Annotated in this window: 24 protein-coding genes; 13 read left to right on the top strand and 11 right to left on the bottom strand. The window is 71.5% G+C overall.

The features are described from left to right. Positions 1-11 precede the first annotated feature (11 nt). Entirely contained in the window at positions 12-1,010 is a 999-nt protein-coding gene (locus ACIA8L_RS13820) for an ABC transporter substrate-binding protein (protein ID WP_395904033.1), read from the top strand. Here the strand turns inward: ACIA8L_RS13820 and ACIA8L_RS13815 are convergent. The 4 genes from ACIA8L_RS13815 to ACIA8L_RS13800 form a co-directional block, all read right to left on the bottom strand. After that, complete coding sequence (locus ACIA8L_RS13815) at positions 976-1,374, bottom strand: MerR family transcriptional regulator (RefSeq protein WP_395904031.1); 399 nt, start codon at positions 1,372-1,374, stop codon at positions 976-978. The genes ACIA8L_RS13820 and ACIA8L_RS13815 overlap by 35 nt on opposite strands. Positions 1,375-1,382: 8 nt before the next feature. Next, a complete protein-coding gene (locus ACIA8L_RS13810; RefSeq protein ID WP_395904029.1) occupies positions 1,383-2,186 on the bottom strand; it encodes a zinc-binding dehydrogenase in 804 nt (267 codons plus the stop codon). A gap of 87 nt (positions 2,187-2,273) precedes the next feature. Continuing rightward, a complete protein-coding gene (locus tag ACIA8L_RS13805) occupies positions 2,274-3,107 on the bottom strand; it encodes a hypothetical protein (protein WP_395904027.1) in 834 nt (277 codons plus the stop codon). 83 nt (positions 3,108-3,190) lie between these two features. After that, positions 3,191-3,691: a hypothetical protein gene (locus ACIA8L_RS13800; protein WP_395904025.1), complete on the bottom strand. Its 501-nt coding sequence runs from the start codon at positions 3,689-3,691 to the stop codon at positions 3,191-3,193. Positions 3,692-3,805: 114 nt separating this feature from the next. Here ACIA8L_RS13800 and ACIA8L_RS13795 point away from each other — a divergent pair, with 114 nt between their 5' ends. Together ACIA8L_RS13795 and ACIA8L_RS13790 are read left to right on the top strand one after the other, a co-directional pair. Then, entirely contained in the window at positions 3,806-4,966 is a 1,161-nt protein-coding gene (locus ACIA8L_RS13795) for a glutamate-cysteine ligase family protein (RefSeq protein WP_395904023.1), read from the top strand. Positions 4,967-5,007: 41 nt separating this feature from the next. Beyond that, on the top strand, positions 5,008-5,136 hold the full coding sequence (locus ACIA8L_RS13790; protein WP_395904021.1) for a hypothetical protein: 129 nt from the start codon (positions 5,008-5,010) through the stop codon (positions 5,134-5,136). Here the strand turns inward: ACIA8L_RS13790 and ACIA8L_RS13785 are convergent. Further along, entirely contained in the window at positions 5,099-5,296 is a 198-nt protein-coding gene (locus ACIA8L_RS13785; RefSeq protein ID WP_395904019.1) for a hypothetical protein, read from the bottom strand. The two genes, ACIA8L_RS13790 and ACIA8L_RS13785, sit on opposite strands and share 38 nt — an antisense overlap. A 104-nt stretch (positions 5,297-5,400) precedes the next feature. Between ACIA8L_RS13785 and ACIA8L_RS13780 the strand changes: the two genes are divergently transcribed. After that, entirely contained in the window at positions 5,401-6,507 is a 1,107-nt protein-coding gene (locus ACIA8L_RS13780) for a PQQ-dependent sugar dehydrogenase (RefSeq protein ID WP_395904221.1), read from the top strand. 35 nt (positions 6,508-6,542) lie between these two features. Here ACIA8L_RS13780 and ACIA8L_RS13775 read toward each other — a convergent pair whose 3' ends face one another. From ACIA8L_RS13775 to ACIA8L_RS13765, 3 genes are read right to left on the bottom strand one after another with little or no spacing between them, the layout of a single operon-like run. Continuing rightward, entirely contained in the window at positions 6,543-7,550 is a 1,008-nt protein-coding gene (locus tag ACIA8L_RS13775) for a LacI family DNA-binding transcriptional regulator (protein WP_395904017.1), read from the bottom strand. Continuing rightward, a complete protein-coding gene (locus ACIA8L_RS13770; RefSeq protein WP_395904015.1) occupies positions 7,547-8,563 on the bottom strand; it encodes a LacI family DNA-binding transcriptional regulator in 1,017 nt (338 codons plus the stop codon). The genes ACIA8L_RS13775 and ACIA8L_RS13770 overlap by 4 nt, the downstream gene beginning before the upstream one ends. Before the next feature lie 33 nt (positions 8,564-8,596). Continuing rightward, positions 8,597-9,505, bottom strand: coding sequence for an acetylxylan esterase (locus ACIA8L_RS13765; protein ID WP_395904013.1), 909 nt, complete (start codon positions 9,503-9,505; stop codon positions 8,597-8,599). A 241-nt stretch (positions 9,506-9,746) separates the two neighbouring features. On the opposite strand from ACIA8L_RS13765, the gene ACIA8L_RS13760 reads away from it, so the two are divergent. The 8 genes from ACIA8L_RS13760 (at position 9,747) to ACIA8L_RS13725 (ending at position 19,702) form a co-directional block, all read left to right on the top strand. Next, entirely contained in the window at positions 9,747-10,634 is an 888-nt protein-coding gene (locus ACIA8L_RS13760) for an ABC transporter permease (protein WP_395904011.1), read from the top strand. Further along, complete coding sequence (locus ACIA8L_RS13755; protein WP_395904009.1) at positions 10,628-11,500, top strand: carbohydrate ABC transporter permease; 873 nt, start codon at positions 10,628-10,630, stop codon at positions 11,498-11,500. The genes ACIA8L_RS13760 and ACIA8L_RS13755 overlap by 7 nt, the downstream gene beginning before the upstream one ends. 34 nt (positions 11,501-11,534) lie before the next feature. Further along, a complete protein-coding gene (locus ACIA8L_RS13750; RefSeq protein WP_395904007.1) occupies positions 11,535-13,190 on the top strand; it encodes an extracellular solute-binding protein in 1,656 nt (551 codons plus the stop codon). Between the two features lies 1 nt (position 13,191). Then, positions 13,192-14,703 carry a xylan 1,4-beta-xylosidase gene (locus tag ACIA8L_RS13745; RefSeq protein ID WP_395904005.1) on the top strand — a complete coding sequence of 504 codons (1,512 nt, stop codon included), beginning with the start codon at positions 13,192-13,194 and terminating at the stop codon, positions 14,701-14,703. Positions 14,704-14,823: 120 nt separating this feature from the next. Continuing rightward, the gene (locus ACIA8L_RS13740; protein ID WP_395904003.1) at positions 14,824-15,498 is read left to right on the top strand and encodes a hypothetical protein; all 675 of its coding nucleotides are present in this window, start codon (positions 14,824-14,826) and stop codon (positions 15,496-15,498) included. A 168-nt stretch (positions 15,499-15,666) separates the two neighbouring features. Then, a complete protein-coding gene (locus tag ACIA8L_RS13735; protein WP_395904001.1) occupies positions 15,667-17,706 on the top strand; it encodes a beta-galactosidase in 2,040 nt (679 codons plus the stop codon). Next, positions 17,703-19,493 carry an alpha-glucuronidase gene (locus ACIA8L_RS13730; RefSeq protein WP_395903999.1) on the top strand — a complete coding sequence of 597 codons (1,791 nt, stop codon included), beginning with the start codon at positions 17,703-17,705 and terminating at the stop codon, positions 19,491-19,493. The genes ACIA8L_RS13735 and ACIA8L_RS13730 overlap by 4 nt, the downstream gene beginning before the upstream one ends. Positions 19,494-19,525: 32 nt before the next feature. Next, the gene (locus ACIA8L_RS13725) at positions 19,526-19,702 is read left to right on the top strand and encodes a hypothetical protein (protein WP_395903997.1); all 177 of its coding nucleotides are present in this window, start codon (positions 19,526-19,528) and stop codon (positions 19,700-19,702) included. On the opposite strand, the gene ACIA8L_RS13720 is transcribed toward ACIA8L_RS13725, so the two are convergent. Both ACIA8L_RS13720 and ACIA8L_RS13715 read right to left on the bottom strand, forming a co-directional pair. Further along, positions 19,695-22,100 carry an Hsp70 family protein gene (locus ACIA8L_RS13720; protein ID WP_395903995.1) on the bottom strand — a complete coding sequence of 802 codons (2,406 nt, stop codon included), beginning with the start codon at positions 22,098-22,100 and terminating at the stop codon, positions 19,695-19,697. The two genes, ACIA8L_RS13725 and ACIA8L_RS13720, sit on opposite strands and share 8 nt — an antisense overlap. Before the next feature lie 151 nt (positions 22,101-22,251). Then, a complete protein-coding gene (locus ACIA8L_RS13715; RefSeq protein WP_395903993.1) occupies positions 22,252-23,766 on the bottom strand; it encodes a beta-N-acetylhexosaminidase in 1,515 nt (504 codons plus the stop codon). A gap of 151 nt (positions 23,767-23,917) precedes the next feature. Here ACIA8L_RS13715 and ACIA8L_RS13710 point away from each other — a divergent pair, with 151 nt between their 5' ends. Next, positions 23,918-24,676, top strand: coding sequence for an alpha/beta hydrolase family protein (locus ACIA8L_RS13710; protein WP_395903991.1), 759 nt, complete (start codon positions 23,918-23,920; stop codon positions 24,674-24,676). 23 nt (positions 24,677-24,699) lie between these two features. On the opposite strand, the gene ACIA8L_RS13705 is transcribed toward ACIA8L_RS13710, so the two are convergent. Further along, positions 24,700-25,776, bottom strand: a complete 1,077-nt coding sequence (locus ACIA8L_RS13705) for a hypothetical protein (RefSeq protein ID WP_395903989.1) — start codon at positions 25,774-25,776, stop codon at positions 24,700-24,702. Positions 25,777-25,960: the final 184 nt, after the last annotated feature.

Raw genomic sequence — 25,960 nt, 5'->3', positions numbered from 1 at the left:
CGAGGAGAACGATGTCCAGACCCATTGCGGCCGCCACGATCGCCTTACTGCTCCTGGGCGGGGTCGCCGCCTGCGGCAGCGAAGACAAAGCGAATGCGGAAAGCGGCAGCGGTACCGCGGGATCGGTGCGCATCGCCGCCCAGGCCTCGGGCATCGGCAAGCCGGCCGACATCAAGGTCGAGCGGCAGCAGAGCATCGCCGACGAGGTCCCGGACGCGATCAAGTCCGACGGCAAGCTCAACATCGGCATCGGCGCCCTGCCGACCGGCTTCCCGCCCCTGGCGTTCGTCGGCGACGACGACAAGACCATCACCGGGGCCGAGCCCGACCTCGGCCGCCTCGTCGCCGCCGTCCTCGGCCTCAAGGCCGAGTTCAGCAACGACACCTGGGACAACCTGTTCGTCGGCATCGACTCCGGCAAGAACGAGGTCGGCTTCACCAACATCACCGACACCGAGCAGCGCAAGGAGAAGTACGACTTCGCCTCCTACCGCCAGGACAACCTGGGCTTCGCGGTGAAGGAGGGCAACAAGTGGGACTTCAACAAGGACTACAAGAACCTGGCCGGCCTCAAGGTCGCCGTCGGCGCCGGCACCAACCAGGAGAAGATCCTGGTCGCCTGGGGTGACAAGCTCAAGGCCGAGGGCAAGACCCTGGACATCAAGTACTTCGCGGACACGCCCAGCACCTTCAAGGCCATCGTCTCCGGGCAGATCGACGCCTACTTCGGCCCGAACCCCGGCATCGCCTTCCAGATCAGCAAGACCAAAGGCACCGCCGACGCCGTGCGCAACGCCGGCGTGTTCTCCGGTGCCGGTGAGACCCTCCAGGGCCTGATCGCCGCCACCACCAAGAAGGACAACGGCCTGATCAAGGCCATCGGCGACGCGATCAATTACCTGATCAAGAACGGTCAGTACCAGGCCTGGCTGGCCGCCTACGGCCTCGAGAACGAGGCCGTCGACACCTCCCAGATCAACCCGCCAGGCCTGCCGAAGTCGAACGCGTAGGGCACAGCGCCTGGACGCCGAGGCGCGCGGCCAGGGTGTCGTGCAGTTCGGTGAGCGTCGCGATGCGGGCGCGCAGGTCGGCCAGCCGGTCGCCGGCCACCCGCATCGCGACGGCGCACGTCCCGCCGTCGCCGAACACCGGCGGCAGGTCGGCGTCGAGGTAGCGCAGGAACGCCCGCACGTCGCCGATGGTGAACCCGGTGGCGAGCAGCTCGCGGATGTTGCGCACGCGCAGCACCGCCGAGTCCGGGTAGCGGCGATACCCGTTGGCCGCGCGGGCGCTCGTGAGCAGCCCCTCGGCCTCGTAGTGCCGCAGCGCCCGCACCGTCGTCCCGGCCCGCTCGGCCAGCTCACCGATCCGCATGCCCGCGACTATGCCGAATGCGCGCGCACGAGCACCAGCCCCGTGTGCCGCCCGGCCACCAGGTCGGCCAGGGCCCGCTCGCCCGCGGCGAGCCCGTCGACGATCGTGTGCGGCAGCGGCAGCGGCCAGAACCGGTCCAGGTCGGCCTCCAGCCCCGGGTCGCCGGTGAAGCCGAGCAGCGACAGGCGCTTGAAGATGACGGTGTTGAGGTCCAGCCGCGGGTCCGCGGCCCCGCCGAGCTGCTGGGCCAGGGCCCCGCACAGGGCGATCCGGGTGCCCGGGCCGACCGCGGGGACCAGGTCGTCGACCCGCCCCAGCGTGTCGAACACGACGTCGGGCGGGCCCAGGCGGTCGAGGGCGGCGGCCATCGGCTCCGCGCTGTGGTCGAAGGCGGCGTCGTAGCCGAGCTCGGACGTCAGCGCGGTGACCTTGGCCGCCGAGCCGCTGCTGCCGATGACCCGGCCCGCACCGAGCGCCCGGGCCACCAGCCCCGCCGCGCTACCGACCCCGCCCGCGGCGCCCGTCACGTACACCGTCTCACCCGCCCGCAGCCCGGCCGCCCGCAGCCCCGTCAGCGCCGTCAACGCACCGCCGAGGTGGCGCAGCGGATCATCCAGCCGCGCCGGGCGCAGCGCCGCCGGGTCGACGGCGACTTCGGACGCCCAGGGGGAGCGGTGCGTCACGGCAGTACCAACGGGGAATCGCGCATCGTTTGAAACAACAATCTCGCCGAGGGCTTTCGCGGTGCGCGGCCCGGCGTGCATGAAGGCGCCGAGCGCCAGGTAGTGGTTGCGAACGACGACGTGGGTCATGGCCGGGGACGCTAAACCCTGACCCCCACGGCAGGGTCAAGCCCAGCGGCTACGCGACGCGGCACCGGTCGGGTGCCGGCCGGCCGTTCACACCTTGCAGTGCAGCTGGACGATGATGACGCCATCGGGCAGGTGCTCGAGGTAGGCGGCCATGTCCGCCCGGCTCCACCGATCACGGCCGGTATCGTGCGGACAGGTCGTATGGCTCTCGCAGGCGCCGTGCACCGGTGCGGAGTTCCACTCGATCCACCAGCCGTCGAGCGTGAGCAGCTCGGACTGCCGCAGCGCCTCCTCGGCCCGGCGGGCCACGTAGGCCGGGCGCGGCAGGTCGAACCACGGCAGCATCTCCGGCAACCGGCCGACCACCCCGGCGCCGTAGTACGGCGCCGCCCGGAGCGCTCGCACCAGCGGCTGCGCACCGTACTGCCGTTCCGCCCGCTCCTGGCCGGGGTCCGGCAGCAGGTGGTACTCGCCATCGGCGTTGCGCCCGACGGGCAGGTGCGGGACCTGGTTCTCCGGCCGCGCCACGAAGTGCGCCCGCGGCCGGGGAGCCGGCAGCTGGACGCGGAGCTCGTGGTACAGGTCCCAGAGCCGCCCGGCCGCGACCTCCGCCTCGGCGCCCGGCCCGGCCAGGTCGAGCAGCTCACGCGGCCCGCCGGTACACATGCCGGCCGGGCTGGGCTGCGGCCCGAGCCGCCAATGGGGCTGGTCGTGGATGAGACGCGGGTCGTTCTCGAAACCCGGCCGCACCCGGAACCCGAAGCCGTCGGCCCCGCCCTGGACGGCCCACCGATCCCACTGGTCCCGCTCGGGGGGATAGCCGCGCTGCGCCTCGAACGGCGCCATCGCCCGGTCGATCGCGGCCACGACGTCCGCCGATGCCTCCGGCGGAAGGCACACGACGATGCTGAGCCCGGCCAACCCTCACCCCTTCGACGCGCTCGCCGCTTCGCGCCATGCGACGGCCCGCGAGGCGATCATCGTAGAGCGGAGGAGCGAAGGTCTCAGCCGGCGGGCTTGATGGTGAGGACGGCGGTGGGGGCGTGGATTTCGGCGATCTCCAGGATCATCGCGTTGTTGATGGTGCCGGGGGTGTTGAGGCGGCACGTGAGGGCGACCCCGCCGCCGCCCTGGGAGGAGACGCCGCCGCCGCCGGAGCAGCCGGTGACGCTGAAGCCGGAGCCGGTCAGCGGGGCGGTCATCTCGACCGAGGACGGGGTGATCGCCGTGATCTGGATCGGGCCCAGGCCGTAGCGGTCCGGGACGGTGACCGCATCGCCGACCTTGACCTCGAGCCGGCAGGTGCCGGTGGCGCACGGGCCGGTCGGGGCGGGGGACGGTATGGCCGAGGACGGGATCGGCGGCGGGGCCGTGGACGAGGCCGTGGCCGGGCGGGTGGGGGTTGGCGCGGCGGTGGGGGCGTCGGACGCTTGGCACGACGTGAGGGCGGTGAGCACCACGGCGGCGGCGATGATCGGTGCGGGCGGCATCCTCCGGACGGCCATAGAAGACAGGCTATACCTGTCGTGAGCCGGACGTGCGGACAACCTATCTTACCGACAGTATTTGTCGATGAACAGGTAGTGCGTTTGCGCTGCCGACGGGGTTAGCATCCGGACATGACGACCACAGCCCACGCGTCTGTCGCGCAGGCCGAGATCGGGCGGATCGAGGACGCGGAGGGGTACATCGCGTCGATCTGCTTCAAGACCGGCCCACCAGCGTCCTTAGGCGTCGAGATCGAGCATCTCGTCCATGTCGCCGACCATCCGAGCCGGCCCCTCGGCGCGGCCGCGCTCACCGCGCTGCTGCCGTCCCGGCCCCTCGGTCCCGGCGGGCAGGTGACCCTCGCGGTGCCGCCGCAGCCGGACCTCGAGCGGCTGCACGAAGCCGGGCATGCCGCGCTCGACCGGCTGGACCTCGACGTGACCCGCAGCGGCCTGCGGCTCGCCGGGTTCGGGATCGACCCGCACCGGGCGCCCCGCCGGGTGCTCTCGTCGCCACGCTACCGGGCGATGGCCGCCGCGTTCGCCCGCCGCGGCGGGGACGGGCGGACCCTCATGTACAGCGCCGCCGGCCTGCGGCCCCTGCTGCCCGCCGGCCCGGCGAAGGAGCTGCCCGCCCGCTGGGCCGCCGTGCACGAGCTCGGCCCGATCCTGCTCGCCCTGTTCGCCAACTCGCCGGTCCACGCGGGCCGCGACACCGGCTGGGCGTCCACCCGCATGCGCGCCTGGTACGGGATCGACCCCGCCCGCGCCGGCGCCCTCCCGACCGGGCCCGACCCGGCCGCGGCCTGGGCCCGTTACGCCGTGCGCGCGCCGCTGCTGTGCGTGCGCCGCCCCGGCGCCAGCTGGAACGTCCCGGCCGGGGTCACGTTCGCGGACTGGATCGGTGGCGCACTGTCGCGCCGCCCGACCTTCGACGACCTCGACTACCACTTGCGCACCCTCTTCCCCCTGGTGCGCCCGGGCGGCCACCTCGAGGTCCGCTACCTCGACGCCCAGCCCGGCGGCGACTGGTTCGCCCCGGTGGCCGTGCTGTCGGCGCTCGTGTCCGACCCGGCAACTGTCGAGGCGGCCCGGGACCTGGCCGCACCGACGGTGGGCCGGTGGGTCGAGGCGGCCCGTTACGGCCTCACCGATGCCTCAATTGCCGCGGGGGTACTCCCGGTGGCCGATCTGGCACTGCGCGTCCTCGAACGCGACGGGCTGCCGGGGCCGCTCGTCGAGGAGGTTCAGGGCGCGATCGAGAGCCGCTTCCGTCGTGCCAATATGCTATAAGTTCGATAGGAGTACTCGGCAAACCGGAGGGCAGGGTCGTGATGGCGGTCGCGGTCCTGCTCTTCGCGGCCGCCCTGGTCGCGCTCGTGCTGCACTGGGAGCTCGGCTTCTGGGTCCTCGCCGGCGTGGCCGTCACCTGGCAACTGGTCGCCCTGGAGCGTAAGCGGTGAAGTCCAGCTCGGTCTGGTGGGTGATCCGGTGCAGGGCGCGATCCGGCGACAGCTCGGCCCACACATGTGCCTCCGGCGGCGTGTCCACGCCGAACCCGACGAGCTGGTGCGCGATGCGGACGACGCGGTTCACGACACGCGTCACGACGAACGACGTCATGCCGTCAGCGTAGCTCAATTCCTACAAGTCCGATAGGACATGAATCGGGAACCGACGCCCGTCCGCGACGCTCTTCTACAATTGTGCTGGTGCGAGTCGGTGTGATGGCAGTCCTGTCCGCGGTCCTGGTGGCCGGCTGTAGTGGCGACCCGGAGCCGCGGCCGCAGAGCTCGGCGGCCCCGGCGGCCCCCGGGAGCAGTGCGGCCGCGCCGAGCGCGCCCGTCGGCAGCGGCGCCGCGGCCAAGGCGCCGGACCTGAGCCGACCCCAGGAGGTCGCGACCGGCCTCAACGTGCCGTGGGGGGTGGCGTTCCTGCCCGGCGGGGACGCCCTCGTCGCCGAGCGCAACACCGGGCGGATCGTCCAGGTCCCGGCGGCCGGTGGCGCCGCGAAGCCGGTGTTCCAGGTGCCGGGGGTGTCCGCGCAGGGCGAGGGCGGGCTGCTGGGCCTGGCCGTGTCGCCGAACTATGCGCAGGACCAGTACGTGTACGCGTACTTCACCAGCTCCTCCGACAACCGCATCGTGCGATTCCGGCTCACGGGCAGTACCCCCGAAGTCGTTTTCAGCGGTTTGACCAAGGCCGGCATCCACAACGGCGGGCGGATCGCGTTCGGCCCGGACGGCCAGCTGTATGTCGGCACCGGCGACGCCGGCCAGCGCGGCCTGGCGCAGGACCCCGCGAAGCCCAACGGCAAGATCCTGCGGCTCACCCCGGAGGGCAAGCCGGCGGCCGGCAACCCCACCGCCGGGTCCCCGGTCTACAGCCTCGGCCACCGCAACGTCCAGGGCCTCGCGTGGGACTCCGCGGGCCGGCTGTGGGCGATCGAATTCGGTCAGGACACGTTCGACGAGGTCAACCTGATCAAGCCCGGCGCCAACTACGGCTGGCCGACGGTCGAGGGCAAGGGCGACACCCAGGGCGGCAAGTTCACGAACCCGCTCGTGACCTGGCCGACCGACGACGCCTCACCGTCGGGCGCGGCCATCATCGGCGACACGCTGTACGTCGCCGGGCTGCGCGGCCAGCGGCTGTGGACGGTCCCGCTCAACGGCGAGCAGGTCGGCACCCCCAAGGCGGAGTTCACCGGGAAGTACGGCCGGCTGCGCACCGCCGTCGCCGCCCCCGACGGCTCCCTGTGGCTGACCACGTCCAACCGTGACGGCCGGGGCCAGCCCAAGGACGGCGACGACCGCATCCTGCGCTTCGGCTGAGCGCGGGCGCCACTTGACGGGGTCTTGACGGAGCGCTAGATCGGGGCGGTGCTGCCGCGGACGATGAGCTCGGTGGCCAGCTCGACCCGGGCCGGCTCGACCGGCTCGCCCATCGCCAGCTGCAGGACCATCCGGGCGGCGGTCGCGCCCATCTCGGCGAAGGGCTGGCGGACGGTCGTCATCGGCGGGCCGCACCAGCGGGTGACCTCGATGTCGTCGAAGCCGACGACGCTGAGGTCCTCCGGGATGCGCAGGCCGAGGCGGCGGGCGGCCTCGTAGACGCCGAGGGCCTGCAGGTCGTCGCCGCAGATGATCGCGGTCGGGCGGTGCTCGGCCGCGAGGAGGGCGCGGCCCAGGTCGACGCCGTCGTCGAAGGTGAACCGGCCGTTGCGGACCAGGTCGGGGTCGAGCGGGTGGCCGGCGGTCTCCAGGGCGCCGCGGGACGCCTCGAGGCGGGCCCGGGCGCAGAGGTACTCGAGCGGGCCGGTGATGACGCCGATCCGGCGGTGGCCGAGGTCGAGCAGGTGGCGGGTCGCGGCGACGCCGCCGCTCCAGTTCGTGGCGCCGACGGACGGGATGGTGTGGCTCGGCTCGCCGGTCGGGTCGAGCACGACCATCGGCACCCCGCTGGCGATGAGCTGCTCGTACTGCCGGGCCCGGAACGCGGAGTTGACGGCGATGACGCCGGTCGGGCGGCGGGCCAGGAGCCGGTCGGCGGGGCGGCGGCCGGCCGCCGCCGGGCCCTGCAGGTCGGTGAAGCCGACGGCGAGGCCGCGCTCGCGGACGGTCTGCTCGACGCCGCGGAGGATCTCCATGGCCAGGTGGCTCTCCATGCCGAAGAACGCCACCTCGATGTTCGGGGTCGTGGTGGCGGCGTCGGCGCGGCGGTATCCGTGCTCGCGCAGCAGCGCCTCGACCCGGTCGCGGGTCTCGGCGGCGATCCCGGCCCGGCCGTTGAGGACCTTCGACACGGTGGGGACGGAGACCCCGGCGAGCTGGGCGATGGCGGCGACGGTGACCTCGCCCCGGCGGCGGGCGCTCATGGGCGGGGCGCCGTACTGTCGCGGACGATGAGCGGTGTGGCGAGTTCGAGGCGCGACGCGTCGAGCTTGTCGCCGGCGACGAGGGTGAGCAGCATCCGGGTGGCGAGGGCGGCCATCTCGGTCAGCGGCTGGCGGACCGTGGTCAGCGGCGGGATCGACCAGCGGGCCTGCTCGAGGTCGTCGAAGCCGACGATCGACAGGTCGTCGGGGACGCGCCGGCCGCGCTCGTAGAGGGCCTCGTAGGCGCCCCGGGCCATCTCGTCGGAGCAGGCGAAGAGGGCCGTCGGCGGGTTGGGCAGGTCGAGCAGGGCCTGGGTCTCGCGGTAGCCGGTCGGGCTGGTGAAGTCGCCGGTGCGGACGAACCCGGGCGGGATCTGCAGGCCGGCGGCGTGCATGGCGGCCCGGTAGCCGTCCACCCGCGCCTGCGAGCACAGCACGTCCTCCGGCCCGCCGATGACCGCGATCCGGCGGTGCCCGAGGCCGATGAGGTGCTCGGTCGCGGTCAGGGCGCCGGTCCAGTTCGTGGCGCCGACCGACGGTACCGCCGGATCGGGCTGGCCGACGGGGTCGATGACGACGACCGGGATGCCGAGCCCGGACAGCTGCTCGAGCTGGTCCGCGGAGAGCTCCGACAGGACCAGTAACACCCCGTCGGAGCGGCGCGCGGACAGGCTCTCCAGCCAGCCGCGGTCGGGCGCGGTGCGGACCCGGCCGTGCACGGCGGAGACGACGACGCCGGTGCCGGCCCGGTGCGCGGTCTCCTCGACGCCGGCCAGGATCTGCATGGACCAAGAGTTGCCGAGGTCGACGAAGACCACGTCGATGAGGCCGGCCGCGGCCGTCGGCTGAGCCCGCCGGGGCTTGTAGCTGTGCCGGCGCAGCAGGTCCTCGATCCGGTCCCGGGTCGCGGGCGCGACGTCCCTTCGTCCATTGAGGACCTTGGACACGGTCGGCACGGAAACGCCCGCTTCTGCGGCGATTTCCGCCATCGTGGCCCGTTGGTGCTGCGGCATCGGTGTCCCTTCGCATGTTCTGGCGGCGCGAGTCTACTTCGAAAGTTTCGCGAGCCAATCCAGCTGTCGCAGAGTGTGCAGTGCCTCGCCGCCCTCGTGGCCGTTGTACGGGTACACGTGCAGGGTTTTGTCCGTTCCGCCGTAGGCGTCGAAGGCCGTTTGTCCGGTGCTCGGCGGGCAGACGGGGTCGCGGCCGCCGATGCCGAAGTGGGCCGGTGCGTGGGCGCGGCGGGCGAACTCGACACCATCCACATAGGACAGTGTGCGGAGCACCTGCGCGTGCGACTCCCGGTGCACAGCCAGGTACTGCGCGATCTCGGCGTACGGGGCCAGATGACTCAAGTGCAGACCGCGCTCGATGTCGCACAGGAACGGTGCCGACGTGAGCAGCGCGAACAGGTCCGGGACCAGGCCGGCGACGGCGAGGGCGAGGCCGCCACCCTGGCTGTTGCCGGCCGCGACGACCTTTGTCGCATCGACCCCCGGCAGCTCGCGGACGGCGTCGACGGCGCGGACGGCGTCGGTGATGAGGCGGCGGTAGTAATAGTCGCTGGGGTCGAGGATGCCGTCGGTGGTTGGCCGGGAGCCGCCGGCACCGCGGCCGCGTTCCGGGTCGGGGGTGTCGCCGCCGTTGCCGTAGAGGTCGCCCTGGCCGCGGGTGTCCATGAGCAGGTGTGCGTAGCCGGCCGCGGGCCAGGTCAGGCGCTCGATCGGCAGCCCGCGGCCGCGTCCGTGGCCCAGGTATTCGACGACCGCGGGGAGCTCGGCCGGTGCGCCCGCCGGACGCGTGAACCAGGCCCGGATCGGGGCGCCGCCGAACCCCGCGAATGTGACATCCCAGGTGTCGAACAACGGCAGCGGTGTCGCCACCTTCTCCACGCTGAGCAGGGAAGCGGCGTTCCGGGCCGACCGCAGCGTCTCGTCCCAGAAGGCGTCGAACATGGCCCTCCTTCGAAAGTTTCTGATCGCCGGCCGATCGTTGCCGGGCGCCATGGTAGCGCTACCAGGCGGGCTACGACAGATCGGCGTTTGCAAGTGTTTGCAGCTCAGCACCGTACCAGCGGATCCCTTGACACCGCTCAGTGAAATATCTAAATTACCCGTTGCCTAACCGGCGATTTTCCGAAACTTTCGGATTGGATGCTACCGGATGGTTGTGCGAGGGCGGCGCCGCAGCTGGCGCGTGGCGTTACGGCGGGACTGGCAGCTGTACTCGCTCGCCGTCGTCCCCCTCGCGTTCTTCGTGATCTTCCGGTATCTGCCGATGGCCGGGAACGTCATCGCGTTCCGCCGCTACCGGCCGGGCGGGGACCTGTTCGGCACCAAGTGGGTCGGGTTGCACTACTTCGAGATGTTCTGGGACGACCCGACGTTCTGGCGGGTCTTCACCAACACGCTCGTCATCGGCGGGCTCACCCTCGCGTTCACGTTTCCGCTGCCGATCGTCCTGGCCCTGCTGCTCAACGAGGTCCGGGCCCGCTTCTTCAAGCGGTTCGTGCAGACCATCTCCTACCTGCCGCACTTCATGTCCATCGTGGTCGTCGCGGGCCTGGTGTTTCAGCTGCTCGCCCTCGACGGCGCGGTGAACGCGGGGCTCAAGGCGATCGGCGGCGACGCGATCCCGTTCCTGCAGCAGCCGCAGTGGTTCCGCACCGTCTACGTCTCCTCCGAGATCTGGCAGACGGTCGGCTGGGGCACGATCCTGTACCTCGCCGCGCTGACCACAGTGGACCAGGAGCTGTACGAGGCCGCGAAGATCGACGGGGCCGGCCGGTGGAAGCAGACCTGGCACGTGACGCTGCCCGGCATCCGCCCGACGATGATGACGCTGCTGATCCTCAACATCGGCACGTTCATGGCCGTCGGGTTCGAGAAGATCCTGCTGCTGTACAACCCGCTGACCTACCCCACCGCCGACGTCATCTCCACCTATCTCTACCGCGTCGGCGTGGTCTCGGGCAGCTTCAGCTACGCCGCCGCGATCGGCCTGTTCGAGTCGGTGATCGGGCTGACCCTCGTGCTCACCGCGAACTTCATCTCGCGCCGCACGGTCGGGGCGAGCCTGTGGTAGCCGTCGGCCGGTCCTACCGGGTCTTCCAGGTCGTCAACGCGGTCATCCTCACCGCGGTCGTGATCCTGACGCTGTTCCCGTTCGTCAACGTCATCGCGCGGTCGTTCAGCGATGAGCGCTCCATCCAGCGCGGCGAGGTCAACCTGTGGCCGCGCGGGTTCAACACGACGACCTACCAGCGGGTCATGCAAGACCCGGTGTTCTGGCGCAACTACGGCAACACGGTGCTGTACACGGTCGTCGCCACCGTGATCGCGATGGTGCTGACCACCTGCTACGCGTATGTCCTGTCGAAGCACAACCTGAAGGGCCGCACCGCGCTGATCGGCATCGCGGTGTTCACCATGTTCTTCAACGGCGGCCTGATCCCCAACTACGTGCTGGTCAGCTCCCTCGGCCTGCGCAACACCCTGTGGGCGATCGTGCTGCCCAACGCGATAAGCGTCTTCAACCTGCTGGTGATGAAGGCCTTCTTCGAGGCGATGCCGGCCGAGCTGGAGGAGGCCGGGGCCGTCGACGGCCTGAGCACCTACGGCAACCTGCTGCGCGTCACGCTGCCACTGTCGAAGGCCGTCATCGCCACGATGACGCTGTTCTACGCCGTGTCGTTCTGGAACTCGTGGTTCTCGGCGTTCCTGTACCTCGACGACAACGACCTGTTCCCCGTCACGATCTACCTGCGCAACCTCATCGCCGGGGCGACCGGCGGCACGGACATCTCCATGACCAGCGACCTGTCGCTGCAGATCGCCGCCAACATCCAGGCGGTCACGATCGTGCTGACCGCGCTGCCGATCGTCACGGTCTACCCGTTCATCCAGCGCTACTTCGTCACCGGGGTCACCCTCGGCGCGGTCAAGGGCTGACGCGCCGCCCCGCCAGAAGGACCGAGGAGTTCCGATGAAGCTCTCCAGACGCGCCGTGCTCGGCGCCGCCGGTGCCGCCGCCCTCACCACGCTCGCCGGGTGCTCCGGCGAGGACGACGGCGAGACCGACAACGGCAAGGCCCAGGACTACAGCGCCAACCGCGAAGGAGCCATGGACTCCTACGGTGTCGGCCAGCAGTTCAAGGCCAGCGCCCCGCTCACGTTCCCGATCATGATGCTCAGCAACGCCGGCTACCCGTACAAGGAAGACTGGCTGTTCTTCAAGGAGCTGACCAAGCGCACCAACGTCACCCTGCAGTCCACGGTGGTGCCGGGCAGCGACTACAACCAGAAGCGCAGCGTCCTGGTGTCCTCCGGCAGCGCGCCGACGATCATCCCGAAGACCTACCACCCCGACGAAGAGGCCTACATCGCCGGCGGCGCGGTCCTGGCGGTCAGCGACCACATCGACCTGATGCCGAACCTCAAGGAACAGATCGCGAAGTGGAACCTGGAGCCGGACCTCGGGGCCTGGCGGCAGGAGGATGGCAAGTACTACCTGCTGCCGGGCACGCACGAGGAGGTCTGGCAGGACTACTCCCTGGCCGTGCGGACCGACATCCTGCAGCAGCTCGGGCTGTCGATCCCGAAGACGTGGGACGACTTCCACGCGATGCTCAAGGCCATGAAGCAGGCCCACCCCGACGTGTACCCGCTGTCGGACCGCTGGAGCACCCCGCCCCAGCCCGGTGGCAACAACCTGCTGCAGCTCATCGCGATCGCCTACGGCTCGAAGGCCGGCTGGGGTTTCCAGCACGCCAACTGGGACCCGAAGGCGAAGAAGTTCGTCTATACGGGTGCCCAGGACGGGTACAAGCAGATGATCCAGTATTTGAACACGCTGGTGAGCGAGAAGCTCGTCGACCCCGAGAGCTTCACCCAGTCCGACGACCAGGCCAAGCAGAAGTTCGCCAACGGCAAGTCGTTCGTCATCAGCTGCAACGCGCAGACCCTCGTCAACGAGCTGCGCAAGAGCATCGCCACCATCCCGGGCGCCACGGTCCTGAAGATCCCGGTGCCGCTGGGGCCGAGCGGAGCGGTCCTCGACGCGTCCCGGCTCGAGTCGGGCGTGATGATCTCCGCAAAGGCCCGGGAGAGCAAGAACTTCGTCGCGCTGATGCAGTTCATCGACTGGCTGTGGTACTCGCCGCAGGGCAAGATGTTCGCGAAGTACGGCATCGAGGGCACCACCTACACCGGCAGCGTCGACGACGGCACGTTCAAGCTCACCCCGGACGTCAACATCGCCGGCCTCAACCCGTCCGGCACGAAGAATCTCCAGGTCGAGTACGGCTTCTTCAACGGCGTCTTCGCCTACGGCGGCTCCACGAAACTGCTCAACTCCCAGTTCTCCAAGGAGGAGCAGCAGTTCCAGGAGGAGATGAACAAGCGCAAGCCGATCGAGCTGGCGCCGCCGCACCCGCTCAGCGCCGAGGAGCGCGAGCAGGTGACCCTCTGGGAGACCGGCCTCAAGGACGCCGTCTACCAGCAGACGCTCAAGTTCATCCTCGGCACCCGGCCACTGTCCGAATGGGACGCCTACATCGGCGAGCTCAAGGCCAAGAACATGGACAAGTACATCGAGGTGCACAACGGCGCCTACGAGCGTTACAAGAAGGCGCACGGCTGACGTGCTGGTTCCGGAGACGCCCTCAGGCCGGTTGTCCGACGCCTGGCGCCGCTGTGTCGGCGCCGGGCGGTTCGACCTCGCGCTGCGCCGCGACTACCAGGACTCGCTCGCCCTCGTGCAGCAGGAGATCGGGTTCGGCTACGTCCGCCAGCACGGCCTGCTCAGCGACGGAGCCGGCATCTACCAGGCCTACACGCGCGGCGGCACCCCCGGCGTCGCGTACACGTTCACCTACGTCGACCAGGTCGTCGACGCCTACCTGGCGCTCGGGGTGAAGCCGTTCATCGAGCTCGGCTTCACCCCGGCCGCGCTCGGCTCCGGCCCGCAGACGGTCTTCTGGTGGCAGGGCAACGTGACCCCGCCCGCGTCGACGTCGGAGTGGGCGGCGCTGGTGCGGACCACGATCACCCACCTCATCGACCGCTACGGCCTCGACGAGGTGCGCACCTGGCCCATCGAGGTCTGGAACGAGCCGGACCTGGACGTCTTCTGGCCCGCCGGCGACCAGGACGACTACCATCGCCTCTACGAGCTGACCGCCTGTACCGTCAAGGAGGTCGACCCGTCTTTGCAGGTGGGTGGGCCGGCGCTGTCGCCGGGCGCGGACGCCGAGTGGCTGAAGCGGTTCAGCGCCTTCGTGGAGGACCGTTCGGTCCCGATCGACTTCGTGAGCCGGCACGCCTACACGTCCGGCCCTTCCCAGCCGGTCCCGTTCGGCACCTACCAGACGCTGATGCCGGCGGCGACGCTCCTCGACCAGTTCGCGGCGCCGCGGCAGGAGCTCGCCGGCACCGCGCTGGCCGGGCTGCCGGTCCACATCACCGAGTTCAGCTCCTCCTACCGCCCCGACAACCCGATCCACGACACCGCCTTCCACGCCGCCTACCTCGCACCCGTCGTGGTCGCGGCCGGCGATCTCGTGGACTCGTTCTCCTACTGGACGTTCTGCGACGTGTTCGAGGAGGCCGGCGTGCCGGCGAGCATGTTCCACGGCGGCTTCGGCCTGCTGACTCATCGTCAGATCAAAAAGCCGACTTTTCACTTGTACTCGTTCCTCGCGCGCATGGGCCCCGATGTGCTCGCCCGCGGGGACGGATATCTGGTCACCCGGGACTCCGCCGGCCACGTCACCGTGCTGGCCTGGGCGCCGGTCGACCACACCGGACGGTCCGCGGTCGCCGGCTCCCGGGTGCGGCTGTCGGTCCCGGTCGGCGGCTCCTGTTCGCGGGCCTTCGTCGCGCGGTCGTCGGTGGGGGAGGAGGCGGGCAATGCCCGGGCCGCGTGGGCGGCCATGGGTCGTCCGGCCTCGCCGCGGCCGCGGCAGCTCGACGCGTTGCGGGAGGCGGCCGAGCCGGTGCGCACGCATCGCAGTGCGGCTGTCGTGGACGGTCGCGTCGAGCTGGACTTGGTGCTCGGGCGGCATGAGGTGACGCTGGTCGAGGTGAGCCCGGTGACCGACGAGACGCCGCCCTGGTTCGACGATGCTCGGCTGTTCGGGGGTGGGCGCGGATGAGCGCTTGTTTTCGGGGGTGGGTGCGGATGAGCGCGCCGGCTTTTGGGGGTGGGCGCGTATGAGCGCTTGTTTGCGGGGCTGGGCGCGGATGAGCGCGCCGGGTTTTGGGGGTGGGCGCGGATGAGCGCGCCGGCTTTCGGTGCGGGGACGTTGTCGCGGGCTTCCGCGTTCGTCTACACGTTGGTCGTGGTGGAGTTGCTGGTGCTGCTCACGGCCGCGCCCGGGCTGGTGGTCCTGCTGCTGCTCGACCGGGACGCGAGCAACGTGCCGCTGTACGCGTTGTGTGCGGTGCCGCTCGGCCCGGCCGTGTCCGCCGCCGTCTACGCCCTGCACCGGCGGAGCTCCGACCTCGCCGATCTGCATCCGGCGGCGGTGTTCTGGCGCGGCTACCGGCTCAACGCCGTCGGTGTGCTCAAGGTGTGGCTGCCGACGCTCGGATTCCTAGCAGTGCTAGCGACGTCGGTGGTGCACCGATCGGTGTCCGGTGTGCCGGTGTGGTGGTCCGTGCTGCTGCTGATCATCGGGGCGGCGGTGGTGCTGTGGAGCGTCAACGCGATCGTCATCGCCTCGCTGTTCGTGTTCCGGACCGTGGACATCGCGCGGCTGGCCGCATACTTCCTCGGGCACCGCCCCGGTGTCGCGCTCGGCTCGGCCGGGCTGCTGCTCACCGCCGGTGCGCTCACCGTGTTCACCTCCGAGGCGGTGGCGCTGCTCCCGGCGTCGGTCCTGATCGGCGGCCTGCTGCTGGTGGCGCGGCCGATGCGCGCCGAGATCGAGCAGCGGTTCGTGGCATGAGCGGCCACGGAGCGAAGCGGAGTGGTCGCTCGTGCGTTGTCTTGTTCGGTTGTTCAGCGCCGGAGGCTGCGGGGGTGGTGGTATGAGCGGCCGCGGAGCGAAGCGGGGTGGTCGCTCGTGCGTTGTCTTGTTCGGTTGTTCAGCGCCGGAGGCTGCGGGGATGGTGGCATGAGCACCGGGACGAACGCGCGGATGTCCGCGTTTCGGCGGCGGCTCGGGGGGTTCGCCTTCGGCGGCGACTACAACCCGGAGCAGTGGGACCCGTCGGTGTGGAAGGAGGACGTGGAGCTGATGCGGCGGGCCGGGGTCAACCTGGTCACCGTCGGTGTGTTCGCCTGGGCCTCCCTCGAACCCACGCCCGGCGAGTTCACGTTCGACTGGCTCGACGAGGTGCTCGACCTGCTGCACAGCGGCGGCATCAGCGTCGACCTGGCCACGCCGACGATGGCGCCGCCGGTGTGGCTGTCACACGGGCACCCCGACGTGCTGCCGGTCATGGAGGACGGGGAGACGTTCGGGTTCGGCAACCGGCTGCACTTCGACCCGACCTCGCCGCGGTACCGGGAGCATGCCGTGCGTATCGCCGACCGGCTCGCGGCCCGGTATTCGCACCATCCGGCCCTCGCGATGTGGCACATCAGCAACGAGTACGGGCCGACGTCCTACGGGCCGCACGCCGCGGCCGCGTTCCGGGTCTGGCTGCAGCGGCGGTACGGGTCGCTGGAGGCGCTGAACGACGCCTGGTACACGCGGTTCTGGGGGCAGCGGTACACCGAGTGGGAGCAGGTCGCACCGCCGGAGGTGCCGCGGTCGTGGTCGAACCCGGCCCGGCGCCTGGACTTCAAGCGGTTCACCTCCGACGTGCTGCTCGAGTGCTTCGTCGCGGAGCGGGACGCCGTGCGGCGCTACCGCGACGACATCCCGATCCTCACCAACTTCATGCGCTTCTACCGGCACGCGGACTACTGGCGGTGGGCCGGCTCCGCGGACGCGGTCGCGCTGGACATCTACCCCGATCCGGGCTCGCCCGACTCGCACGTCTCGGCGGCGCTCAACTTCGACCTCATGCGGTCGCTGCGCGCCGAGCCCTGGGTGCTGATGGAGCAGGCGGCCTCGGGAGTCTCGCAGTGGAAGGTCAACAATGTGAAACGGCCGGGGCGGATGCGGCTCGGGTCGTATCAGGCGATCGCGCACGGGGCCGACTCGGTGCTGTTCTTCCAGTGGCGGGCCAGCCGGGGCGGGCACGAGCGCTTCCACTCGGCGATGCTGCCACACTCGGGGGTCGCTTCGCGGACCTTCACCGAGGTCGCCGCCCTGGGCAACGAACTGCCGTCGATCGCCGGCGTGGCGGGCTCGTCCACGTCGGCTGATGTCGCTGTGCTGTTCGACTGGGACGCGTGGTGGGGGCTGGAGGTCACGCACGGGTTGCCGCGCAACGACTTCGACTTCACGGCGATCGCTGTTGCGCACTACCGGCCGCTGTTCGAGGCGCACTACGCGGTCGACCTGGTGTCGTTCGGGTTCTCCGAGCTGGATCTCGCTCGGTACCGCGTTCTTGTCATACCCAACGCGTACCTTGTCCCTGACGGGTTCGCCGCGGCGGTTGAGGAGTTCGTGGACGGCGGCGGGACCGTGGTGATGTCCTTCTTCTCCGGTGTCGTCGACGCGAACAACCAGGTACGGCAGCCCGCCTACCCGGGGGCGTTCCGGCGGCTCATCGGTGCGCATATAGACGAGTACTGGCCGGCGCGAGAGGGGGAGACGTTCGAGGTCGAGTTCGCCGACGGCACCACCGCGACCGCCGACTGGTGGCAGGACAGCCTCCACCCGGAGACGGCCACGGTGCTGGGCTCATACACGACCGGTGACCTCGCCGGCCGGGTGGCGCTGATCCGCAACGACCTCGGCTCCGGCCGGGTCGTCTACATCGGCACCCGCCTGGAAGCGGCCGCGCTGCGCGACACCCTGCTCAGCGCCGTCCGCGCGGCCGGGGTGGCGCCGGTGGTCGAGGGCGCGCCGCCGCACGTCGAAGCGACCCGCCGGGACCGATACCTGTTCCTGCTCAACCACTCCGACACCCGCACCGCGACGGTGGCGGTCCCCGGCCCGGGCACCGACCTGCTGAGCGGCGCGGCGGTCGACGACGCCGTCGTGCTCGCCCCGCTGGGCGTGGCCGTCGTGGAGCTGGCCGCCGGAGCGTCGTCATGAGCGCCGGGGTGCACCCCGCGTGGCTGGGGTCGGCGGTGCTGGGCGACGACGTCGTGCTCACCCGCGACCCGCGCTGCGGGCTGGGGGCGGAGGCCTACACGATCGCGCGCTCCGGCGGCGTGACCACGGTCGTCGCCGAGGACGAGGCCGGGCTCATGTACGGGTCGTTCCACGCGCTGCGGCTGCAGGACGATCTGGAGGCGCAGACGCATCGGCCGTTCGTGGCGCGGCGGATGATGCAGCACTGGGACAACGTGTTCGTGCACCCGGTGATGGGGCAGGTCGAGCGCGGGTACTCCGGTGGGTCGCTGTTCTGGGAGGACGGGGCGCTCACCGACGACCCGGACCGGGTCGGCGACTATGCGCGGCTGCTGGCCTCGGTCGGGATCAACAGCGTGTCGCTCAACAACGTCAACGTGCACGCGGGGGAGGCGCGGCTGCTGACGGACCGGATCGGTGAGGTCGCGGTGCTGGCGGCGCGGTTTCGGCAGTACCATATCCGCGTCTATCTCTCGGTTTCGTTCGCCGCACCGATGCTCGTCGGTGGCCTCGACACCGCCGACCCGGCCGACGAGCGCGTCCAGGCCTGGTGGGCGACCGCGACGCAGCGGGTTTACGCGGCGATCCCGGACTTCGGCGGCTACATCGTGAAGGCCGACTCGGAGGGCCAGCCGGGCCCGTTCGCCTACGGCCGGACCCACGCGGAAGGCGCCAACCTGCTGGCGGCGGCCCTGGCCCCGTTCGGCGGCGAGGTGTACTGGCGGGCGTTCGTGTACAACCACCGGCAGGACTGGCGCGACCGCACGACGGACCGGGCCCGGGCCGCCTACGACCACTTCACCCCGCTCGACGGCGAGTTCGCGCCGAACGTGATCCTGCAGGTGAAGCACGGCCCCATCGACTTCCAGCCCCGCGAACCGGTGTCACCGGTCCTGCTGTCCATGCCGGCGACCCGGCTGGCGGTGGAGTTCCAGGCGACCCAGGAGTACACGGGCCAGCAGCGCCACGTGTGCTACCTCCCGCCGATGTGGAGCGCGGTACTGTCCACAGTGGCCGACCGCGTCGACGCCGTCGTGACCGTCTCCAACGCCGGCGACGACCGCTACTGGACCAACCACCCGCTGGCCCAGGCCAACCTGTACGCCGCCGGCCGCCTGGCGTGGGACCCGACCCTCGACCCGACCGCCCTGCTCGACGAGTGGATCGCACGCACCTTCCCGCCCGCCGCCGCCGGTACGGTGCACGAGCTGATGCGCGATTCCTGGGCGGTGTACGAGCGGTACACGTCCCCGCTGGGCGTCGGCTTCATGGTCCACCCCGGCGACCACTACGGCCCGGACGTCGACGGCTACGAGTACAGCCGCTGGGGCACCTACCACTTCGCCGACCGCGACGGCGTGGGCGTGGACCGCACGACGGCCACGGGGACGGGCTACACGGCCCAATACCCGGAGCCGCTGGCGTCGCAGTACGAGTCCCGGGCAACGTGTCCGGACGAACTCCTGCTGTTCTTCCACCACGTGCCGTACACCCACGTCCTGCACTCCGGCGTGACCGTGATCCAGCACATCTACGACACCCACTTCGCGGGCGCGGAGGCGGTGTCCGAGATGGTCAGCCGCTGGTCCGACCTACCCCCTTCGGCGGTCGGCGAAGACCTCCACGCGCGGGTGTCCGACCGCCTGCGGGAACAACACCGCTCCGCGCTCGAGTGGCGCGACCAGATCAACACCTACTTCTACCGGAAGTCCGGCATCCCCGACACCAAAGCCCGCCGCATCTACTGACCTGCTTCCGACGCGGATTCTGCTGTCGAACGGTGGAGGCCGGCTCGCCGGCCGGCTGCACCGTCCTGGTCGTCGAGGACGAGCCGGCGTGGGCGCGGGTCGTCACCCGCATCCTCGGCAAGGCCGGCTGTCACGTGATGGCGTGCGCGAACGGCGAGCAGGCCCTGGTCGCCGACGCACAGCGGCCCTGCGAAGCTCTACTCATTTGAGCTTCCCGGTGCCGGCGTCCCACAGCCGCACGGTGTGGTCGAGGCTGCCGGTGGCGACGGTCCCGCCGTCCGGGCTGAACGCCGCGCACACTACGGTGCCGCGGTGACCAGTGAGCGTGACGATGGTCTCGCCGGTGGTGACGTAGCGCAGCTGCGCGAGACTGTCGTTCTGGACGTCGTCGCTGCTGCCGGTCGCGATGATCGTGCCTTGTGCGGCTCCCGCCAGGATGCCGGTGGTGCCGCCCTTGAGCACGGTGACCGCCTTGCCGGTGCTGACACTCCACACCTGTGACTTCGCCTGCCGGTAGTCGCTGGTGTAGAGGGTGCCGCCGGCGCCGAACATGATCCGCCCGAAGATCTCACCGGCGTCCGGGCTGATCGTCCCGGTCACCTTGCCGGTCGCGACGTCCCACAGCCGCAACGTTTTGGTGTCGCGGTCGGGCGTGGTGGCGAGGGTCCGGCTGTCGGGGCTGAACGCCACAACACCGAGCAGCTCGTTGTAGCCGGGCAGGGTGGCGATGGACGCGCCGGTTCTCGCGTCCCACAGCTGGGTGCCGTCGTGTTCGACGGCGGCGGCCACGATCCGGCCGTCGGGGCTCAACGCCAGGGAGTCGACTTCCCCTTTGCTCTCCATCGTGGTGATGGCCTTGCCGGTCGGCACGTCCCAGACCTGGATTGTGGTGCCTTGCCAGTGGGCGACGGCGACCGTCCGGCCGTCTGCGCTGAGGCTGGATTGTTCGCCGGTGGCGGTGGCGAACTCGTGGGTCGTCTTGCGGGTGGACAGGTTCCAGACCCGCACCCGACCGTCGCTGGTCACGGTGGTGAGGGTCTTGCCGTCGGGGCTGAACCGCATCTGCCGGACCTCGCTTTCGTGGGCGAGGACGTTGGGCCCGGGCCGCTGCTGATACCAGACCGCGAAGGCGGTGGCGGCGAGCAGGAGGACCACGATCCCGGCGATGACCGCCGTGCGGCGGCGCCGGCGCGGGGCAGCGACCGGCGGCGCGGCCACGGGCGGCCGGCTTTCCGGCGGCGCGGCCGCCGGCGGCACGACGGGCGGAGCCGTCGGCGTCGCACCCGGTGCGGCCGGCGATACCGGAGCCAGGGCGGCCGTCGCCACCGGTACGGGATTCGCGGAGGTCGTGACCGGGACCGGACCCGGCGGGATCGGGGCGGCCGTTTCGGTGCTCGGCCGCGGTGGCAGCAACTGCGGCGGTGCCGGTTCGGGCTCCACCGGTTCGGGGCGTGCCGGTTCGGGCTTCGCCGGTTCGGGCTTCGCTGGTTCGGGGCGTGCCGGTTCGGGGAGGCGGGGCAGTCTCGATGCGGCGAGCTGCGCCGGGGCGTGCAGGCTGCCATACGCCACCACCAGCTCGGGCTGCTCCAGCACCGTCGGCGCGATGCCCAGGGCGCGGTGCAGCAGGCTGGCCGCCAGCGGCGTCCGGCTGGAGCCGCCGACCAGCAGGATGCCGCCGATCGCGTCCCGGACCACGCCGGAGGCGCGCAGCGTGCCCACCGTCAACGCGATGGTGCGGTCCAGCAGTGGCCGCGCGGCCCGCTCGAACTCCTCGCGGGTGACGTGCGCGTCGACGTCGGCGATCGGGATGTGCACGTCGGCGCGGGCGTGCCGGGTGAGCTGCTCCCGCGCCGCGCGGGCGTCGAGCCACAGGGTGCGCCGGGCCCGCCGGTCGGCCGTCGACGTCGGCCAGTCCAGCCGCCCCCACGCCTCGGCCTGGGCGCGCGTCGCGGCGCGCAGCAGGTCGACCACGAGCGCGTCGAGGTCGTTGCCCCCGGCGTCGGTCAGCCCGTCGGCGGCAACGACTTCGACCCCGGTCTCCGCCCGGCGCACGATGCTGACATCGAAGGTGCCGGCGCCGAAGTCGTACACCACCAGGCACTGCCCGACCGGCAGCCGCAGGCCCAGCACGGAGGCGAAATAGGCGGCCGCCGCGACCGGTTCACGCGTCAGCCCGACCTCGCCCAGCCCGGCCCGGCGGGCCGCGTCGGCGAGCACGGCCAGCCTCGCGGTGCTCCACCCGGCCGGGTAGGTCAGCACCGTGCCGGCCGGCGCCGCACCGCCGACCCGGCGCGCCTCCGTGGCGACCCGGTCCAGCACCGCGCCGAGGAGTTCGACCACCGGCACGGCCCGCTCGCCGAGCCACACGCTGCCGTCGTCGATGCGCTGCTTCGGGCTCGGCTCCAATCCGGCCGGCGCGGCGCCGGCGGCCCGGGCCGCGTCCGCACCGGTGAGCAAGGTGCCGTCGGCGGCCACGAACACCGCGGAGGCGAGCAGCGGTGAGGCGTCGAACAGCAGTGGTGTCACAATCCCGTCGCCGATGCGGACGCACGCCACGGTGTTGGACGTGCCAAGATCGATGCCCAGCGTGAACCCGGCGTCCGCCATCGCGACATCGTATTGGTCCACCGGTCGATGTCACCGTCAGATCCACGACGCACGGGTTCGGCCACCGCCACCGCCTGAGCCCACAGACGCCGCCCAGCCCGCGGGCCGAGCGGCGTGTCATCCAACATCGTGACCGTCCGTGGTCGGAGCGCTAGCGCCAGGGGATTTGGGGGGACGGGTAGAAGTTGATGCCCTGGGCGCGCCAGGAGGGGGCCTGCGCGGCCAGCCGGAGGCGGAACTTGGACCAGTCGTGGGTGGCGGCGGGGGACCAGCCCAGCTCGGCGATGGCCGGGAGGCGGGGGAACGCCATGTATTCGATGTCCGCCGACGTCCGCAGCGTCTCCGTCCACAGTGGAGCCTCGACCCCACGGATCGCGGAGGGCGGCGCGCCGACCAGATAGTTGCCGGGGTCCCAGCCGTAGGCGTCGCTGACCTCGATGAGCGCGGCCCAGTCCTGGCCGAGCGGGGTCGAGGGGTTGTACTTCATGTCGAGGTACGCCAGGTTGGCCGGGGACAGCACGACGCCCGTCCCGTTCGCGGCGGCCGCGGCCACCTGCGGGTTGTCGGGGGTGGTGTCCCAGTACTGCGCGACCGTCGTCGGCAGTGGGGTGGCGGCGACCACGTTGTGCCAGGCCTGGACCTTCTTGCCGTGCGCGGCGACGATGCCCTGTACGCGGTTCATGAAGGTGACGTAGTCGGCCGGGCTGGTCGAGTGGGCCTCGTCGCCGCCGATGTGCAGGTAGGGGCCGGGGGTCAGCGCGGCCAGCTCGCCGATGACGTCGTCCAGGAACTTGTAGGTGAGCTCCTTGTGCACGCACAGCGAGCTGAAGCCGACCTCCGTGCCCGTGTACAGCGGCGGTGCCACGCCGTCGCAGTTGAGCTCCGCGTAGGAGGCCAGGGCGGCGTTGGTGTGGCCGGGCATGTCGATCTCGGGGATGACGGTGATGTAGCGGCTCGCGGCATAGGCGACGATCGCACGGTACTGCGCCTGCGTGTAATAGCCGCCCGGGTCCCCGTCGACGGCCGTGCTGCCGCCATAGGTGGCCAGCCGCGGCCAGCTGTTGATCGCGATGCGCCAGCCCTGGTCGTCCGCCAAGTGCAAATGCAAGGTGTTTATCTTGTACTGCGACAGCTGATCGATGTACCGCTCCACCTGCCCGACGGTGAAGAAGTGCCGGGCCACGTCGAGCATCGCCCCGCGGTAGGCGAACCGCGGCGCGTCGCTCACCTGCCCGGCCGCGATGGTCCGCCCGGACCTCAGCTGCCGCAGCGTCTGCACGCCCGCGAACAGGCCGGCCGCGCGCCCGGCGGTGATGGTGACGCCCCGCCCGCTTACTCGCAGCCGGTAACTTTCGTCGCCGGTGTCGCGCCCGGCGATGACCAAAGCGATCGCGTCGCCCCCGCGCCCCGGGCGGGTGATCGGCAGCGGCTTGCCGGTGGCCGGGCGCAGGACTCCGGCGAGGTACTCGGCGACACCCCGGGCCGCGGGCGCGGCCGTGATCGTCGTGCCCCGGTCGATCGTGAACGCACCGCGCTCGGCCCGCGCCGACACGGGCGCGGGCAGGATGTCGGCGTAGGCGGTGGCGGCGGGCCGGGCCGGCTCGGCCGCGGTGACCGCGGACATGCCGGTGGCGACCAGCCCCGCGACGATCAGCCTGAGCAGCATGGCGCGCCTCCCGACGAGAACGATCGGCAGTACTGTAAACAACGCTTTTTAATCGACAATCGTCACCATATGACCGCCCCTCGCGGTGCGCAAGGCCGTCGTTGCCGAGATGTGATGCAACTCGTGGGACGCCTCAAGGATCGCACTCGGTATGCGAATCATGACGGGGATCGGCTGTCTGCTCCTGCTGGCCGGCTGCGCCTCCACCGCCGAACCGGCCGCTCCGGCGCCGTCGCCGACCGCGGTGGCCGCGCCCAGCCCGACCCGCACCTGCGCGGTCGCGGAGCTCGACGACAAACAGGTCACCTTCCCGGGCCGGACCGGCGCGCCCCTCGGCGCCTACGTGCTCGGCGCCGGCAACGTGACGCTCGTGCTCGCCCCGCAGGCCGGCGCCACCGGCTGCTCGTGGCTGGCGTGGGCGAAGCGGCAGGCGGCGGCCGGATTCCGGGTCGTGGCGTTCGACTTCAACGGCGAGGGCCGCTCCCGCCGCGTGGAGACCGGCCGCAACTCCGACGACGTGGCCGCGGCGGCGGCGTACGCCCGGGCCGGTGGCGGCAAGGTCGTGCTCATCGGCGCGTCCCGGGGCGGCACGGCCACCCTGGTCGCCGCGACCGCGCTCGACCCGGCGCCGGACGCGGTGATCAGCCTGTCCGCGCCCGCCGAGTACGGCGGTGAGAGCGCCCAGGCGGCCGTGCCCGGGCTGCGCGCGCCGGTGCTCTACGTGGCGGCGAAAAGCGACTGGGCGTTCGGGCGCGACGCACAGGCGATGTACGACGCCACCCCCGCCCCGGGCCGCCGGCTGACGCTGGTCGCGGGGGTGCAGCACGGCACGGAGCTGATGGTCAACACCGCCGAGGGCACCGCCGACGCGGTCAAGGCCGTCGACGACTTCCTGGCGACCGCGCACTGACCGACCTCGATGCCGCGCGAGCCTCAGCCCATCCAGGCGGTGTCGGCACGCATCGTGGTGTCGACGGACGCGGCAACCCGGATCAGGTCGGCCTCCGGCATGCGGTCGCCGCCCGGCCCGCTGATGCCGCTGCAGACGCTCAGGATCCGCCCGGCCGCCGGCAGTGCCACGACGACGCACTGGCGCGGGTTGCGGTCGGCGGTCTCCTCCTCGGTGAGGATCCGCCCGTGCGCGGGCCCGACCAGCACCGCCTTGCCCCCGAACGGCACGTCGGTGTCGGGTGCGACGGTCACCGGCACGGAGTTGGTGGCTCCGGTCGGCGAACCGCCGAGACTGACCGCGGCCGTCCAGGCCTTGGCATTGTCACCGCCATACCGGAAGGTGTACTCCCTGACGCCGAACGGCACCCACCCGACCGTCAGCGGCTGACGCAGCGGCGTGATGTCGAGGTGCGCGGAGGAGGCCACCCGCACCAGGTCGGCCTGGGTGGTGGCGGCGTTCGACTGGATGTAGACGGCCTGGCCGTTGTCGACCGGCCAGGTCAGCCGGGCCACAGCGGCACTCTGGTCGTCGGGTGCGTGGTAGTAGCCGGTGACGGCGCCGATCCGGACCGGGGTGCCGGCGGCGGTCACCGGGCCCGGCTGCAGCGCCATCATCAGGTAGGGGCCCTGGCCGAGCCTGCGCAGGTCGCTGCCGAGCGGCTCCTTGCTCCAGATGCGGATGGACCGGACGCCGGGGGTCGGCCCGTCCACGGCGACGGCGCGGCTGCGCTCCCGCAGCCCGGGCGGCAGCCAGCCCGGGACGTATGAGCGTTCGACGTCCGGCGCGGGCGCGAGCGGTACCGGCGAAGGGCTTGCCGCAATTGACGGGGAAACCGCCGGGAGCTTGATCGGGCCGGGGCCGGACGGTGCGAACAGCACCACGACCGCCGCGGCGGCCGCGGTCGCGACGGCCACGCCGCCCGCGATGAGGGCGCGCCGGGTCCGGGTCCGGCGCCGGGTCAGTGCGGGCAGGCGTCGCCGCCGCCGGTCCGGGTCGGGGGCGTCCTCGGCCCGGCGGCGCTGGGCGGCGCGCAGGGCCACTTCCAGCCGGTCGGCCATCACGCCTCCTCTCCCAGATGCGCGAGGGCGGCGGGGAGCGCGCCTCACGCGCCTCCATCCGCGCGATGCGCTCCCACCGCGGCTGGGCCCGGACCAGCACGTTCTGCACGATGTCCTCGGCGAGGTCGGGGTCCCAGGTGACGACGGTGGCGTAGCGCACCAGGGCCCCGAGCCGGGCCGCCAC

The sequence above is a fragment of the Dactylosporangium sp. NPDC051541 genome, assembly GCF_044454505.1.
Lineage (GTDB): Bacteria > Actinomycetota > Actinomycetes > Mycobacteriales > Micromonosporaceae > Dactylosporangium.
The sequence above is the reverse complement of the archived record's forward strand: the minus strand, read 5'-3'. Positions and strand labels throughout refer to the sequence as shown.